Annotated in this window: 13 protein-coding genes and 1 other RNA gene; 6 read left to right on the top strand and 8 right to left on the bottom strand. The window is 66.0% G+C overall.

Annotated elements, in window-relative coordinates:
* Positions 1–110 precede the first annotated feature (110 nt).
* The 4 genes from ACQR2C_RS18680 to tkt all read right to left on the bottom strand — a co-directional run bounded on the left by ACQR2C_RS18680 (position 111) and on the right by tkt (position 4,955).
* Entirely contained in the window at positions 111–368 is a 258-nt protein-coding gene (locus ACQR2C_RS18680) for a hypothetical protein (protein WP_434881813.1), read from the bottom strand.
* 45 nt (positions 369–413) lie between these two features.
* A complete protein-coding gene (locus tag ACQR2C_RS18675; RefSeq protein ID WP_434881812.1) occupies positions 414–1,604 on the bottom strand; it encodes a phosphoglycerate kinase in 1,191 nt (396 codons plus the stop codon).
* Positions 1,605–1,716: 112 nt separating this feature from the next.
* Positions 1,717–2,724 carry a type I glyceraldehyde-3-phosphate dehydrogenase gene (gene gap / locus ACQR2C_RS18670; protein WP_434881811.1) on the bottom strand — a complete coding sequence of 336 codons (1,008 nt, stop codon included), beginning with the start codon at positions 2,722–2,724 and terminating at the stop codon, positions 1,717–1,719.
* A gap of 245 nt (positions 2,725–2,969) precedes the next feature.
* Positions 2,970–4,955, bottom strand: a complete 1,986-nt coding sequence (tkt, locus tag ACQR2C_RS18665) for a transketolase (protein WP_434881810.1) — start codon at positions 4,953–4,955, stop codon at positions 2,970–2,972.
* A gap of 268 nt (positions 4,956–5,223) precedes the next feature.
* On the opposite strand from tkt, the gene ACQR2C_RS18660 reads away from it, so the two are divergent.
* Positions 5,224–5,574, top strand: a complete 351-nt coding sequence (locus ACQR2C_RS18660; protein WP_434881809.1) for a DUF4164 domain-containing protein — start codon at positions 5,224–5,226, stop codon at positions 5,572–5,574.
* Positions 5,571–5,954, top strand: coding sequence for a cell division protein ZapA (locus ACQR2C_RS18655; RefSeq protein WP_315804786.1), 384 nt, complete (start codon positions 5,571–5,573; stop codon positions 5,952–5,954). Before ACQR2C_RS18660 ends, ACQR2C_RS18655 begins: the two co-directional genes overlap by 4 nt.
* A gap of 264 nt (positions 5,955–6,218) precedes the next feature.
* Here the strand turns inward: ACQR2C_RS18655 and ACQR2C_RS18650 are convergent, their stop codons facing one another.
* On the bottom strand, positions 6,219–6,614 hold the full coding sequence (locus ACQR2C_RS18650) for an ester cyclase (RefSeq protein ID WP_316177335.1): 396 nt from the start codon (positions 6,612–6,614) through the stop codon (positions 6,219–6,221).
* Positions 6,615–6,679: 65 nt separating this feature from the next.
* Positions 6,680–6,883 (bottom strand): hypothetical protein, encoded by a 204-nt coding sequence (locus ACQR2C_RS18645; protein ID WP_316177337.1) that lies wholly within the window; start codon positions 6,881–6,883, stop codon positions 6,680–6,682.
* A gap of 211 nt (positions 6,884–7,094) precedes the next feature.
* On the opposite strand from ACQR2C_RS18645, the gene ACQR2C_RS18640 reads away from it, so the two are divergent.
* Both ACQR2C_RS18640 and ACQR2C_RS18635 read left to right on the top strand, forming a co-directional pair.
* The gene (locus tag ACQR2C_RS18640; protein ID WP_434881808.1) at positions 7,095–8,363 is read left to right on the top strand and encodes a serine hydrolase domain-containing protein; all 1,269 of its coding nucleotides are present in this window, start codon (positions 7,095–7,097) and stop codon (positions 8,361–8,363) included.
* An 8-nt stretch (positions 8,364–8,371) separates the two neighbouring features.
* Positions 8,372–9,013 (top strand): glutathione S-transferase family protein, encoded by a 642-nt coding sequence (locus tag ACQR2C_RS18635; RefSeq protein WP_434881807.1) that lies wholly within the window; start codon positions 8,372–8,374, stop codon positions 9,011–9,013.
* A gap of 243 nt (positions 9,014–9,256) precedes the next feature.
* Here the strand turns inward: ACQR2C_RS18635 and ACQR2C_RS18630 are convergent, their stop codons facing one another.
* Together ACQR2C_RS18630 and ACQR2C_RS18625 are read right to left on the bottom strand one after the other, a co-directional pair.
* On the bottom strand, positions 9,257–10,498 hold the full coding sequence (locus ACQR2C_RS18630; protein ID WP_315804791.1) for a TAXI family TRAP transporter solute-binding subunit: 1,242 nt from the start codon (positions 10,496–10,498) through the stop codon (positions 9,257–9,259).
* A gap of 117 nt (positions 10,499–10,615) precedes the next feature.
* A complete protein-coding gene (locus ACQR2C_RS18625) occupies positions 10,616–11,071 on the bottom strand; it encodes a DsrE family protein (protein WP_434881806.1) in 456 nt (151 codons plus the stop codon).
* 1,099 nt (positions 11,072–12,170) lie between these two features.
* Between ACQR2C_RS18625 and ssrS the strand changes: the two genes are divergently transcribed.
* Positions 12,171–12,332, top strand: a non-coding RNA gene (gene ssrS / locus ACQR2C_RS18620) — 6S RNA.
* A 119-nt stretch (positions 12,333–12,451) separates the two neighbouring features.
* A complete protein-coding gene (locus ACQR2C_RS18615; RefSeq protein WP_434881887.1) occupies positions 12,452–13,033 on the top strand; it encodes a 5-formyltetrahydrofolate cyclo-ligase in 582 nt (193 codons plus the stop codon).

Here is a 13,033-nt window from a genome sequence, read left to right as displayed (position 1 = left end):
TCGGGAGATTCCAAGGGTTGCGGGCGACGCAGGCGACCAGGCAGCACTATCGGGCACCACTGAAGGTTGGCGGTGAAATCCGTCGCAACGGGTAGCGCGGTGGGGCCGACTCAGGTCTTCCTGGTTTCGAGAGCCGCGATGCGCTCTTCGACCTCACTGACCCGCTCGTCGAAGTCGCTGGCGGCCGCACGCATCATGACCAGCATGCCGGCGGCATCGCGACGCTGCTTGCGGATCAAAGCTTCCATCCGCTCGTGTTCGGCTCGATTGTCTTGCCTGAACTGTCCAACCTCGATCCGAAGCGCAGCAATGCTCTCCTGAATCTTTATCAGGATCGAGTGCACGGCGTCTGTCGGAGTGTCAGCCATGAATGGAACATAACAGAAACATCCATGGCCGACAAGCTCTGAGGATCAGGCCTTCAGCACTTCCACGCCCGGCAGCGGCTTGCCTTCCATCCATTCCAGGAAGGCGCCGCCGGCGGTCGAGACGTAGCTGAAGTCGGCGGCCACGCCGGCCTGGTTGAGGGCCGCGACGGTATCGCCGCCGCCGGCCACCGAGACCAGCTTCTTGGTCTTGGTGCGTTCCGCTGCGTGCTTGGCGGCGACCATCGTGCCGCGGTCGAACGGCGTCAGCTCGAAGGCGCCGAGCGGACCGTTCCAGACCAGCGTCGCGGCATCGTCGATCGCGGCATGGATGCGTGCGGTCGATTGCGGGCCGACGTCGAGGATCATGCTGTCCGGCGGGATCGCGTCGAGGCCGTAGGCGAAGGACGGCGAATTGGCCGCGAAGTGATAGGACACGGTGGCGTCCACCGGCAGGATGATGGCGCAGTTCGAGGCTTCCGCCTTGTCCATGATCCTGAGAGCAGTCGCCGCCAGATCCTTCTCGGCCAAGGACTTGCCGATCTGCACGCCCTGGGCATGCAGGAAGGTGTTGGCCATGCCGCCGCCGATCACCAGCGCATCGACCTTGGTGACGAGGTTTTCCAAGAGGTCGATCTTGGTCGAGACCTTGGCGCCGCCGACGATCGCGATCACCGGCTTGGCGGGCCGTCCCAGCGCCTTGTCGAGCGCGTCGAGCTCGGCCTGCATGGTGCGTCCCGCATAGGCCGGCAGCTTGTGGCCGAGGCCTTCGGTCGAGGCATGGGCGCGGTGGGCGGCGGAGAAGGCGTCGTTGACCCAGATGTCGCCGAGCTTGGCGAGCTCGGCCACGAAGGCCGGATCGTTCTTCTCTTCCTCCTTGTGGAAGCGCGTGTTCTCCAGGCACAGCACGTCGCCGTCCTTCATCGCGGCGATCGCGTTTGCCGCCGGCTCGCCGATGCAGTCGTCGGCGAAGGCGACGGGGCGCTTGATCACCTGCGAGAGCGCGGCGGCGACCGGCTTCAGCGAGTCCTTGGCGTCGCGGCCCTTGGGCCGGCCGAAATGCGCGAGCAGGATGACCTTGCCGCCCTTGGTGGCGATCTCGTTGATGGTCGGCGCGACGCGCTCCAGGCGCGTGGCATCGCTGACGTGACCATTCTCCATGGGCACGTTGAGATCGACGCGCAGCAGCACGCGCTTGCCTTTGACGTCGACGTCGTCGAGCGTACGGAATTGTTTCATGAGGTGCCTCCCAGGCGGTCATGCCCGGCCTTGTGCCGGGCATCCACGTCGTCCTTCTATGGGCATAAAACGCGGATGGCCGGGACAAGCCCGGCCATGACAGTCAATTTTGTTAGAGCAGCTTGCCCATCGCGACGGCGGTGTCGGCCATGCGGTTGGAGAAGCCCCACTCGTTGTCGTACCAGGACATCACGCGTACGAGGTTGCCGTTCATGACCTTGGTCTGGTCCATGTGGAACGTCGAGGAGTGCGGATCGTGGTTGAAGTCGATCGAGACGTTCGGCGCGGTGGTGTAGCCGAGCACGCCCTTGAGCTCTTGCTCGGCGGCGCGCTTCATCGCCTCGTTGATCTCCTTCGGATCGGTGTTGCGCTTGGCGACGATCTTGAGATCGACCACCGAGACGTTTGGCGTCGGCACGCGGATCGCGACGCCGTCGAGCTTGCCCTTCAGCTCGGGCAGCACCAGGCCGATCGCCTTGGCCGCACCGGTCGAGGTCGGGATCATCGACATCGCAGCGGCCCGGCCGCGATAGAGATCCTTGTGCATCGTGTCCAGCGTCGGCTGGTCGCCGGTGTAGGCGTGGATCGTGGTCATGAATCCGGTCTCGATACCGACGGTGTCGTTCAGCACCTTGGCCACCGGCGCCAGGCAGTTGGTGGTGCACGAGCCGTTGGAGACGACCAGATGCTCCTTGGTCAGCGTGGTGTGGTTGACGCCGTAGACGATGGTGGCGTCGGCGCCGTCGGCCGGGGCCGAGACCAGCACGCGCTTGGCGCCGGCGGTCAGGTGCGCGGAGGCCTTGTCCTTGGAGGTGAAGATGCCGGTGCATTCCAGCGCGATGTCGACGCCGAGATCCTTCCACGGCAGCTTCGACGGATCACGCTCGGCGGTGACCTTGATCTTGCCCTGGCCGATATCGATCGTGTCGCCGTCGACGGTCACGGTGTGCGGGAAGCGGCCATGCACGCTGTCGAAGCGCAGCAGGTGGGCGTTGGTCTCGACCGGGCCGAGATCGTTGATGCCGACCACCACGATGTCCTTGCGGCCCGATTCCGCGATGGCGCGCAGAACGTTGCGGCCGATGCGGCCAAACCCGTTGATCCCGACCCGGACTGCCATTTTCGTCTCCTTCAATGACGTTTATCGTTCAATGACGTTTCTCGTCCCTCGTAGCCGGCCCCTGGCAAGGGCTCTACGAGGGTTTGGACCTGTTGACGCCCGGTTCTGCCGGGCGGGAGCGGACGATATGGCCCTTTCGTAGTCCTTTTTTTGCGCTCGCTCAACCGTCGCGAATCAGGGATCCGCCAGCGCGGCTGTCCGGTCGCTCAGACGTGATGGACGGCCGCGCGGGGGGACCGAAGGCCTTACGCCAGCCGCTGTACGGCGGCCTCGACAGCCGCCTCGGCGGTGATGCCGAAATGCTTGTAGAGCTCCTTGGCCGGGCCGCTCTCGCCGAACGAATGCATGCCGATGAAGATGCCGTCCTGGCCGATCACCGCGTCCCAGCCCCAGCGCACCGCGGCCTCGATGGCGATCTTGACCGGCGCCTTGCCGATGATCGCGGCCCGGGTCTCGGCCGGCTGCTCCAGCAGCAGCTCGAGCGACGGCACCGAGACGACGCGGGCTGGGATGCCACGGTCGGCGAGCTGCTTCTGCGCGGCGACCGCGATCTCGACCTCGGAGCCGGTCGCGAACAGCGACACCTTGGCTTCACCTTGCGCCGCGACCAGCTCATAGCCGCCGCGGCCGCAGGGATTGTCAGCCGGCGCCGAGGTGCGCAGTTGCGGCAGGTTCTGCCGCGTCAGCGCCAGCACGGTCGGGCCGTTGGTGCGGTTCAGCGCCAGCTCCCAGCACTCGGCGGTCTCGACCGCGTCGGCCGGGCGGAAGACGCGCATGTTCGGCATCGCGCGCAGCGCGGCGAGATGCTCGACCGGCTGATGCGTCGGGCCGTCCTCGCCGAGGCCGATGGAGTCGTGAGTCAGCACGTAGACGACGCCGGCGCCCATCAGCGCCGACAGGCGCATTGCGCCGCGCGCGTAGTCCGAGAACACCAGGAAGGTGGCGCCGTTCGGCGCGAAGCCGCCATGCAGGAAGATGCCGTTCATGCACGCCGCCATGCCGTGCTCACGGATGCCGTAATGGATGAAGCGGCCCTTCGGCGTCTTGGCCGAGAACGAGGTCGCGGACTTCGCCTTGTTGTTGTTGGAGCCGGTGAGGTCGGCCGAGCCCGCCACGAACTCGAACGGCATCGCCGCGGCGATCACCTCGATCGCGGCCTCCGAGGACTTGCGGGTGGCGACGTTGAGCGGGGTCTCCAGCAGCGCCTTCTTGTGGTCCTTCAGCGCCTTCGCCAGCCCAGCGGGGCGCTCGTGGCGCAGCCGGCGCTCGAACTCGGCGCGCTTGCGCGGGCCCATCTCGCCGAGCCGGGTCTCCCACTCCGCCCGTGCGGGTGCGCCGCGGCGGCCGGCCTCGCGCCAGGCGGCGAGCACGTCGTCGGGCACCGAGAACGGCTCCTGCGAAATGCCGAGCTTCTCCTTGGCGCCCTTCAGCTCTTCTGCTCCCAGCGCCTCGCCATGCACCTTGGAGGTGCCGGCCTTGGTCGGCGCGCCATAGCCGATCGTGGTCTTGCAGGCGATCAGCGACGGCTTCGACGACTTCTGCGCCCGTGCGATCGCGGCGGCAATCGCCTCGGGATCATGGCCGTCGATCAGCTCGGCGGCCCAGCCGGCAGACTTGAAGCGCTTCACCTGGTCGACCGAGTCGGCGATCGACAGCGGGCCGTCGATCGAGATGCCGTTGTCGTCCCACAGCACGATCAGCTTGTTGAGCTTCCAGTGCCCGGCCATCGCGATCGCTTCCTGGGAGATGCCCTCCATCAGGTCGCCGTCGGAGGCCAGCACGTAGGTGTGGTGGTCGACGATCTTCTTGCCGTATTCCGCCTGCAGCATCTTCTCGGCCAGCGCCATGCCGACCGCGGTGGAGATGCCCTGGCCGAGCGGGCCGGTGGTGGTCTCGATGCCCTTGGTGCGGAAATTCTCCGGATGGCCGGGGGTCAGCGAATCGACCTGGCGGAAGCGCTTGATCTGGTCGAGCGTCATCTCCTCGTTGCCGGTCAGATACAGCAGCGCATAGAGCAGCATCGAGCCGTGGCCGGCCGACAGCACGAAGCGGTCGCGGTCCGGCCAGGCGGGCGCTGCGGCATCGTATTTCAGCACGCGGGTGAACAGCACGGTGGCGACGTCGGCGGCGCCCATCGGCAGGCCGGGATGGCCCGATTTCGCCTTTTCGACGGCATCCATTGCGAGCGCGCGGATGGCGTTGGCCATGCGGGAATGATCGACCTGCGTCATGCTGGAATCCGTCCAAACGTGAAATGCTGATGACAGGGACGCCGCCGGTATTGCTGGCGGGCCGGGATTTTGCGGGCTGATTAGCACCTCGGTTCCGGGAATCAAAGGCAATGCAACGTCCCGGACGTCCCAAAAGTTGCTTAGTAGTGCATAGTTTCGGCCGAGCGTTGCGCTTGGCTCGCCCAGCACGTAAGATTTTGCCCGTAACCGCTTGCCGGACAGCGCTTTTGTCGCGTCCCGCTGGCTCCGAGGGCCTCGCATCCGCGCCATGAACGATCACCCTGCCAAACTTGCCGGCCAGGTGGAACCCGGCGCCGCCGATCTCGAGGCGGCGACGCGGCGACTGATGACGGCCCTCGACGCGCTGGAGAGCGCGGTCGAGCGGCGGCGCGAGGCGGATCGTGACGAGGACGAACTGGCGACGCGCATCCAGGCGCTCGGCGCCGACCGCTCGCGTCTCGCCGACGAGCTCGACGGCTCCTTGATGAAGACGCGCCGGCTCGAGCGCACCAATCGCGAGATCGCCGAACGTCTGGACACCGCGATCGGCACCATCCGCGCCGTGCTCGCTGGCGGCGACGGGCAGGACGCCGCTGAAGACGATGAGGACGAAGAATGAGCCACATCAACGTCACCATCAACGGCCGCCAATATCGCATGGCGTGCGAGGAGGGCCAGGAGCTCAGGCTGCTGAAACTCGCGGAGAGTCTGGAATCGCGCATCACCAATCTGCGCGGCAAGTTCGGCGAGATCGGCGACGCCCGCCTGACCGTGATGGCTGCGCTCACCGTGTGCGATGAGCTGATCGACGCCAATCAGCGCGTGCAGATGCTGGAGCAGGAGCTGGAAGGCCTGCGCAACGTGCGCAACCAGGCGAGCGACCGCGCCCGCGCCACGCAAGTCGCGGTGGCCAAGGCGCTGAACGCCGCCGCCGAGCGCATCGAGCGCACCACGCAGGTGCTCAACCGGACCATCGGTGGCGGGGTGGCGATCGGATAGGGCGGAACTAACAAGTCAGTCCTAGTGCAGTCAACGTGGACCGCCTCATTTCGCGGTGCTTATGAGTGTGCCCTCGCCCCTTGTGGGAGAGGGCATGTATGACAGTGCGGCGAGCGCGGTTGGGTGAGGGGTCTCTCGCGGCGAGCGTTGTTCGTGGAGAGAAACCCCTCACCCAACCGCGTGCGTGGATAGGCCGGCGATGCCCTCTCCCACAAGGGGCGAGGGCGCTGTATCTGAGAGCACGCTCTTCCTTCGCAGCCTCACTCACGCTCGCGCGAGTTGCGCCTCGATGGCGGCCTTGTCGATCACCGACCATACTTCCGCGATCCTGCCGTCGCGGAATGCGTAGAACACGTTCTCCGTGAAGGCGACCCGCCGGCCGTTGACCGGCAGCCCGAGGAACGCGCCACGCGGCGTGCAGTCGAACTCCAGCCGGCTTGCGACGCGAGGCGGCTCTGACAGCAGCAGGCCGATGTTGAAGCGAAGGTCGGGGATATCGGCGAAGTTTCCCACCAGCATATCGCGATAGCCGTTGAGCCCGAGCTGCCGGCCGTTGTGAACGACGTGGTCGTGCACGAAATCGCCGAGCACCGGCCAAGCCTGCGCATTCAGGCACACGATGTAGGCGCGATAGTGATTGGCGAGCTCGGGTCCGGTCATGGCGCTGCTTCCGTTCGAGACGAGAGCAGGCAACCTCTCGCAGCGGCAACGGTTCCGAACAGGGATCAAAGACCTTCTATGATCAATGCGATGGTTTCCAACGGCAATGCCGCGCCTACTGCGCCGATGACCAGACCGACGAGGCCGAGGACGACGGCACCGATCCAGCCGCCCGAATGAAAGCCGACGGTTGCACCGACGAAGGCTCCCGTCGCAAGCGTACAGATGGCCCAGAGCGTGTGAAGGATGAGTCCGATCGTCCTCAGCATGCGTGATATCGCCTGTCAGCGGTCTCACCCGTCCCCTTCCGATGGGTCGCGCGGATACGCCATTGTGCGGCAGCGAAGCCGATCACGTCATCGCGATGTGTTCGTGTTGCGAGCGCTTGTCGTTCTTTCCTATGTCCTCTACCCATTGGTCAGGCGGAGCGATCGAATCCCGCGAGACAAGCGGGATCATCCGCGCATCAGGGAGGTGCCCATGAAGACGCTGCTCAAAGCGGCCGTAGCCACAGCCTTCACCATGATCATCACGCAGCTCACCGCCGCGCCCCTGCCGGAGGCCAGGCCCGACGAGGTCGGCTTCTCGCAGGCGGGGCTCGCCCGCATGGATGACTTCTTCGCCCGCGAGATCGCCGCCAGGCGCGTGCCCGGCGCCGTCGTGGCGATCGCGCGTGACGGCAAGCTCGTGCACTACAAGGCCTACGGCCAGCTCGATCCGGTGAAGGGCACGCCGATGCCGCTCGACGCGATCTTCGCCCTGGCCTCGATGACCAAGCCGATGACCGCGGTGGCGGGGCTGACGCTGATGGAGCAGGGGCGACTGCCGTTGCAGGCCAGGCTCGCCGACTACTATCCGGCCTTCGCCGACATGAAGGTCGGCGTCACCCAGGAGAACGGCGCGCTGCTGCTGGTGCCGCAGGCCCGCCCCATCCTGATCCACGATCTCTACCGCCACACTTCGGGCCTGATGTATGGTGGCCGGCCGGACAGCTCGAGCCCGGTGGCGCGGCTCTATCCCGACGGCACCGCGCCCGCGATCGAGGGCGACACCCAGGCCTTCATCGAGCGCCTCACCAGGCTGCCGCTGGCGCATCAGCCTGGTTCGCAGTTCGAATACGGCTTCTCCATCGACGTGCTCGGCGCCGTCATCGAGAAGGTCAGCGAGCAGCGGCTCGGCGAATATCTTTCAGCCAATGTCTGGAAGCCGCTCGGCATGGTCGACGCGACCTTCGCGCCGACCGACGCACAACGCCCGCGGCTGGCGCATCCGTTTCCGAACAATCCGCTGACCGGCAAGCCGCAGGCGATCAAGCTGCTGGATACGTCGACGAAGTCGGACTGCGGCGGCGCCTGCTCGTTCGCCACCATCGGCGACTACGTCCGCTTCGGCCAGATGCTGCTCAATGGCGGCGAGCTCGATGGCGCGCGCATCCTGAGCCCGAAGACGGTGCAGCACATGACCTCCAACCATCTCGGGCCGGAAATCAAGAACACCGTCGCCAATGTCGAGCCGCATCGCGCCGGCTTCAGCTTCGGGCTCGGCGTCGCCGTGCGCGTCAGCGAGGGTCTGTCTGCGGTGCCCGGCAATCCCGGCGAGTTCAGCTGGAACGGCGCCTATGGCACGCAGTTCTTCTGCGATCCGAAGGAGCGCCTCGTCGTGGTGGTCGGCACCGCGGCGCCCGGCGACCTGCGCAAATATTATCGCGAGCAGGTGCAGGACATCGTGTACGGCGCGATGGTGAGGTAAGATAGCGCATGCTGACAATCCATCATCTGGGGAAGTCCCAATCCGAGCGCATCGTCTGGCTCTGCGAGGAGCTGCAAATACCCTACGAGCTGAAATGCTACACGCGCGACGCCAGGACGGTCCTGGCGCCCGCGGAGTACAAGGCGCTGCACCCGATCGGCGCCGCGCCGGTCATTACCGACGGCGATCTGGTGCTCGCCGAATCCGGCGCCGTTGTCGACTACATCATCTCCAAATACGGCCAGGGCCGGCTGCGGCCAGGCCCCGATGATCCGAACTTCGCGCCATTCCTCTACTGGTTCCACTTCGCCAACGGCACCTTGCAGGCGGCGATGGGCCGGCTGATGATCCTCAACCGTCTCGATCTGCCCGACGACAATCCCATGCTCGGCGCGATGCGGGCGCGGGTCGATCGCGCCTTCGCGGCCGTCGAGGCGCGCTGCGGCGAGGCGGACTACCTGGCGGGGGCGGCGCTCACCACCGCCGACATCATGACCGTGTTCTCGCTGACGACGATGCGCTACTTCCTGCCTTACGATCTCAGCCCCTTCCCCAACATCCGCGCCTATCTGTCACGCATCGCCGCCCGCCCGGCCTATCAGCGGGCGATGGAGAAGGGCGATCCGGGGATGAAGTTGTTGTTGAGTTGATTGCAAGCAAGTTTGCGCGATCGCTCACGCGGCTGGCTCGGTGTACCTCGCCCCGCTTGCGGGGAGAGGTCGGATTGCATCGTCAGATGCAATCCGGGTCAGGGGGTACAGGTCTCACCAAGGACGCTCCCTGCGCGTCTGCCCCAACTCACACTTCCCGTGTGGCGGCCGCTCACCCCAACCCTCTCCCCGTAAGAACGGGGAGAGGGAGCCGACTGCCCGAGCCGCTATTGGCGGTCCCCCTCATCTCTGCCGCTTGCGGCTCCAGTCCAGGAACGAGCGATACAGCTCCTCCTTCTCCGCCTTCGAGGTCGGCGCCTTGGCCTGCGATTCGAGAAACGCCTCGAAGCGGTCCTGTTGCGAGAGACCGCCGGTCGCGGCGGGCGCCAGGCCGACATTGGCCTCCTTCTTCATCCGTTCCAGCACGGCGTCGACATACGGATAGCGCTGCCAGCCCGGCACCTGGGCCTCGAGATTGAGATCCTTCCAGCCCGGATGGAACGGCGGCTGCTGCAGCCGCGCGAGGTTGGTGAACAGCGTGTCGACGAAGCGGTTGACGCGGTCGGCGCGGTCGCTGCCCGGCTTCCAGTTGTAGACGGCCAGCACCGACGGCACGGCGATGGTTTCCACGGCGGTGTCAGGTGCGACCAGCCCTGGATAGGTGTCGGCCTTGATGCTGGTCGGATAGTAGAAATCCGAGAATTGCTGCGTGTACGGCACCGGCACGAAGTGGAATCCGGGATCCGCCTTCTTGCCGCTGAACAGCTCGCCGGGCTTGGAGGCGACATAGACCATCGCGGCGATCTCGCCCTTGTGCAGCTTCTCCAGCGCGACAGGGCCACCGACCGCGACCGGCTCTATGTCGATGCCGAGGCGCCGGAAGATCAGCGGGCCGGTGTGGGCGGCGGCGACGCCCGCCGTGCCCACCGCGACCTTCTGGCCCTTCAGGTCCTGCAGCGTCTTGAACTCGTCGCGCGCATAGATGTGCACGTCGGAGATGAAGAAGCGCAGCACGTAGCGGATGCGGTCGTTGATGTTGGAAAGACCGGCCTGCCTGGCGTAGAAGTCGAAGGCGTCGGCATAGGTGATCGCGACGTCGACGCCGCGCAGATAGAGCAGGTCGGCGATGTTCGAGGTGGTGCCGCGCGTCACCATCGGGATCAGGCGCATGTTGTCGCCATCGTCCATCGTCCGCGCCATCTCGCTGGCGAAGCGCACGAAGCCGCCGTCGGGCAGGCCCGCGGCCAGGCCGACGGTCCATTGGTTCATGCGCGTCTTGATGGCGGCTTCGTCCGAGGCGCTCCGCGGCTCGCGGGACTCTGAGACCCGAGGCTCGACGGTCCGCCGTTCCGACGCGCGCGCAGGCTTGATCGAGAGCGGAGCGGCGGACTGCTCTTGCGCGCGCACCGCGCCGACGGGGGTGAGCAAGGCAGCCGAAAGCGTTGCCAGCGCCAGCAGCGCCGGCCGGGCGAGTACTCTGTGCATGTGAATAGTCCCCGATCGCGTCTGCTCGCCATTCCCCCGAGCAGACTGATGACACAGATCAATCCAAGATCGTATCTCAATGAGCCCTAAACCTGGCAGTTTTGGGGCAAGAACTACTTAAGGTTTCAGGTAGCTCCAGCCGCTCTCCTGCAATTCCATCAGCCTCACTGCGCCCGAGGGCACCAGGCTCGCTTCGGCGACGATCGCAATCGGATGTCCTTCGCGTTTCTCCATGCCGCGTTTGGTGATGTTGCAGGCGGAGAATTTGATCTTGGCGGGAAAGCTCAGCTCGGCGATCTGCTTGAGCCGGTCCTTCACCGGCGAGGTATCCTCGCGCAGCATGTTCAGCCCGGGTCCATAGGTGACGAGCTCGATCTCGACCTCCTCGCCCTTCTCCTTGAACGTCTCCATGATGTTGGTGGCGTTGTTCAGCGCCAGATTCATGATCGCCGGATCGTTCTGATCGACCTGGATCGCGACGCGATGCATCTTGACGTCGGCGGCGAGGCCCGCTCCAGCCGACACAATCAGCAGCGCGCACGCGGCCGTGACAGTTGTGAGATTGAAGCGCATGCCAGGACTCCAACGTACGATACGGGGCATTCGGATGTGGGCATGATCTGCCACAACTTCAGCTTCCAGTCGATGGGCCTGAATCGTGGCAAGACTATGCGCTGCCGACGCGGCGCTGCCGCGGGAGCGCCGTCATCGCCACGGCGTCATTGCGAGCGCAGTGGCGAAGCAATCCAGGCTGCAACTGCGGAGAGATCCTGAATTGCCTCGGCGCAAAGCGCGCGAGGCCGGGACGACGGCGGAATGTTAGGGCGGCGGCACGTGAGCAGATGCACGCGGTGAACTGCACGACGGGCAAGCCGCGCATGTCGATCATGCGCAAACTGCCCGTCGCGTTACGATGTCGCAGGCTACGTCGCTTGCCGTGTCGGGCAAATCAGGCGGATGCTTCCGCTCGTCCTGCTGCCGCATGAGGGGCGTGTCGCGACCGTCACGAGACGTTGGCAGTGGGATGCGATGGGCGTGGATTGCCGCAGCGTGAGTCACATCGCGCGGACGAACGGCGATGCACGTACGGTCAAGTCGCGTGGTCCTGACACCCCGATGCTGGTGTTACCTTTGCGACGACGCTTGAGGCGTCGCGCAGAGCATGGTGGCCAACAAGCCCGGCGCACCAGGGAGATCGCGAAGCAGCCGTTCCAACCGTCGCGCAGGGAAGGCCGGGCGTGTCCGGCTGCACCTGTGGTACCTGCCGCCTGCATTTTTTGAGCAGGCGGGCCACGGGCGTCAGCCGACGCCCGGCCTTCCCTGTGCCCTCTGTTCACGGAGGGCGACCGAAGTTCAACAGCTCGGACGCTACGCGCCGCGAGGAGTCGAAGCCATGGCCGACGCCGAATCCACCGTGATCTGCACTGGAATGAAAGGCCCCGCGGCAATCGGCTCAGCAGGGATCAGCCCGGCTGCCGCCACCTCACCGCTGTCGTCGCCCGCGAAAGCGGGCGATCCAGTACGCCGCGGCCTCTCGGCTGAGCCACTGCCGTCACGGCGGACTGGGTCGCCCGGTCAAGCCGGGCGACGACACCGAGGATGGGCGACGGCGTCCCGTCCCAATCCGTCGGCACCGCTGGCAAAATCACCCCGCCATGGTTACATTGCGCCGGCGAGGCTGCGACGCGCGTCCGGAACCAACATATCCCCGGGGCCTTATCGATCCTTTAGGGAACTGTCCCTGGCCAGGTCCGTGGACCTGGACATATGGTGCCCACCTACTTTCGTAGGGAACTCCGGGATCGAGCGTTTCAACGGCGATTGCGGCTTCGCGCTTGTCTCTCTCCTCTTTGTATCTCTCCTCTGCCCCTTCGATTGCCGACCTGCTGCGTTTCTGAGAACGTTGGAGTGCCCGCGTCCGCGCGCTCTTGACGGAGGTCCCGCCGCATGCCGATGAAGGCCGTCCAGCACACCAAGCAGCAGCTGCGGGCTGCAGCGCTGGCCGCGCGCGATGCGCTGAGCGACGAGGCGCGCAGCGCCGCCGCCCAGGCCATCGCGGTGCGCGGGCTGCCGTTCGCGCTGGAGCCGGGCCAGGTGGTCTCGGGCTATGCGCCGATTCGCAACGAGCTCGATCCGGTGCCGCTGATGCGCGTGCTGGCAGCGAAGGGCGCGCGGCTGGCGCTGCCGGTCATCCTGGCACGCGGCCATTCGCTCTCCTTCCGGGCGTGGTCGCCGGGCGATCGGCTGACATTGGGCTCGCTCGGCATCCCCGAGCCGTCGCCGGTCGCGGCCGAGCTGGTGCCGGACGTGATGCTGGTCCCGCTCGCCGCCTTCGACCGCACCGGCCACCGCATCGGCTATGGCGGCGGCTACTACGACTACACCTTCTCGCACTTGCGGAAGACACATCATCTCATCGGCGTCGGGCTCGGCTTTGCCGTGCAGGAAACCGAGGCCGTCCCGGCCTTGGCCCACGACGCGGCGCTGGATTATGTGCTAACCGAGCGCGAGACCTTGGATTTCCGGAGCAATTGA

Source organism: Bradyrhizobium sp. HKCCYLRH3061 (genome assembly GCF_051168015.1).
In the GTDB taxonomy this organism is placed as follows: Bacteria; Pseudomonadota; Alphaproteobacteria; order Rhizobiales; family Xanthobacteraceae; genus Bradyrhizobium.
Note: the sequence above shows the minus strand (reverse complement) of the source record. Positions and strands in the feature narration are given on the sequence as shown.

Excerpts from the sequence above, each read along its gene's own strand:
- ACQR2C_RS18675 (WP_434881812.1), bottom strand. The coding sequence starts at position 1,604 with ATGAAACAATTCCGTACGCTCGACGACGTCGACGTCAAAGGCAAGCGC.
- ACQR2C_RS18625 (WP_434881806.1), bottom strand. The coding sequence starts at position 11,071 with ATGCGCTTCAATCTCACAACTGTCACGGCCGCGTGCGCGCTGCTGATT.
- ACQR2C_RS18645 (WP_316177337.1), bottom strand. The coding sequence starts at position 6,883 with ATGCTGAGGACGATCGGACTCATCCTTCACACGCTCTGGGCCATCTGT.
- ACQR2C_RS18615 (WP_434881887.1), top strand. The coding sequence starts at position 12,452 with ATGAAGGCCGTCCAGCACACCAAGCAGCAGCTGCGGGCTGCAGCGCTG.
- ACQR2C_RS18660 (WP_434881809.1), top strand. The coding sequence starts at position 5,224 with ATGAACGATCACCCTGCCAAACTTGCCGGCCAGGTGGAACCCGGCGCC.
- ACQR2C_RS18640 (WP_434881808.1), top strand. The coding sequence starts at position 7,095 with ATGAAGACGCTGCTCAAAGCGGCCGTAGCCACAGCCTTCACCATGATC.
- gap (WP_434881811.1), bottom strand. The coding sequence starts at position 2,724 with ATGGCAGTCCGGGTCGGGATCAACGGGTTTGGCCGCATCGGCCGCAAC.
- tkt (WP_434881810.1), bottom strand. The coding sequence starts at position 4,955 with ATGACGCAGGTCGATCATTCCCGCATGGCCAACGCCATCCGCGCGCTC.
- ACQR2C_RS18650 (WP_316177335.1), bottom strand. The coding sequence starts at position 6,614 with ATGACCGGACCCGAGCTCGCCAATCACTATCGCGCCTACATCGTGTGC.
- ACQR2C_RS18635 (WP_434881807.1), top strand. The coding sequence starts at position 8,372 with ATGCTGACAATCCATCATCTGGGGAAGTCCCAATCCGAGCGCATCGTC.
- ACQR2C_RS18680 (WP_434881813.1), bottom strand. The coding sequence starts at position 368 with ATGGCTGACACTCCGACAGACGCCGTGCACTCGATCCTGATAAAGATT.
- ACQR2C_RS18630 (WP_315804791.1), bottom strand. The coding sequence starts at position 10,498 with ATGCACAGAGTACTCGCCCGGCCGGCGCTGCTGGCGCTGGCAACGCTT.
- ACQR2C_RS18655 (WP_315804786.1), top strand. The coding sequence starts at position 5,571 with ATGAGCCACATCAACGTCACCATCAACGGCCGCCAATATCGCATGGCG.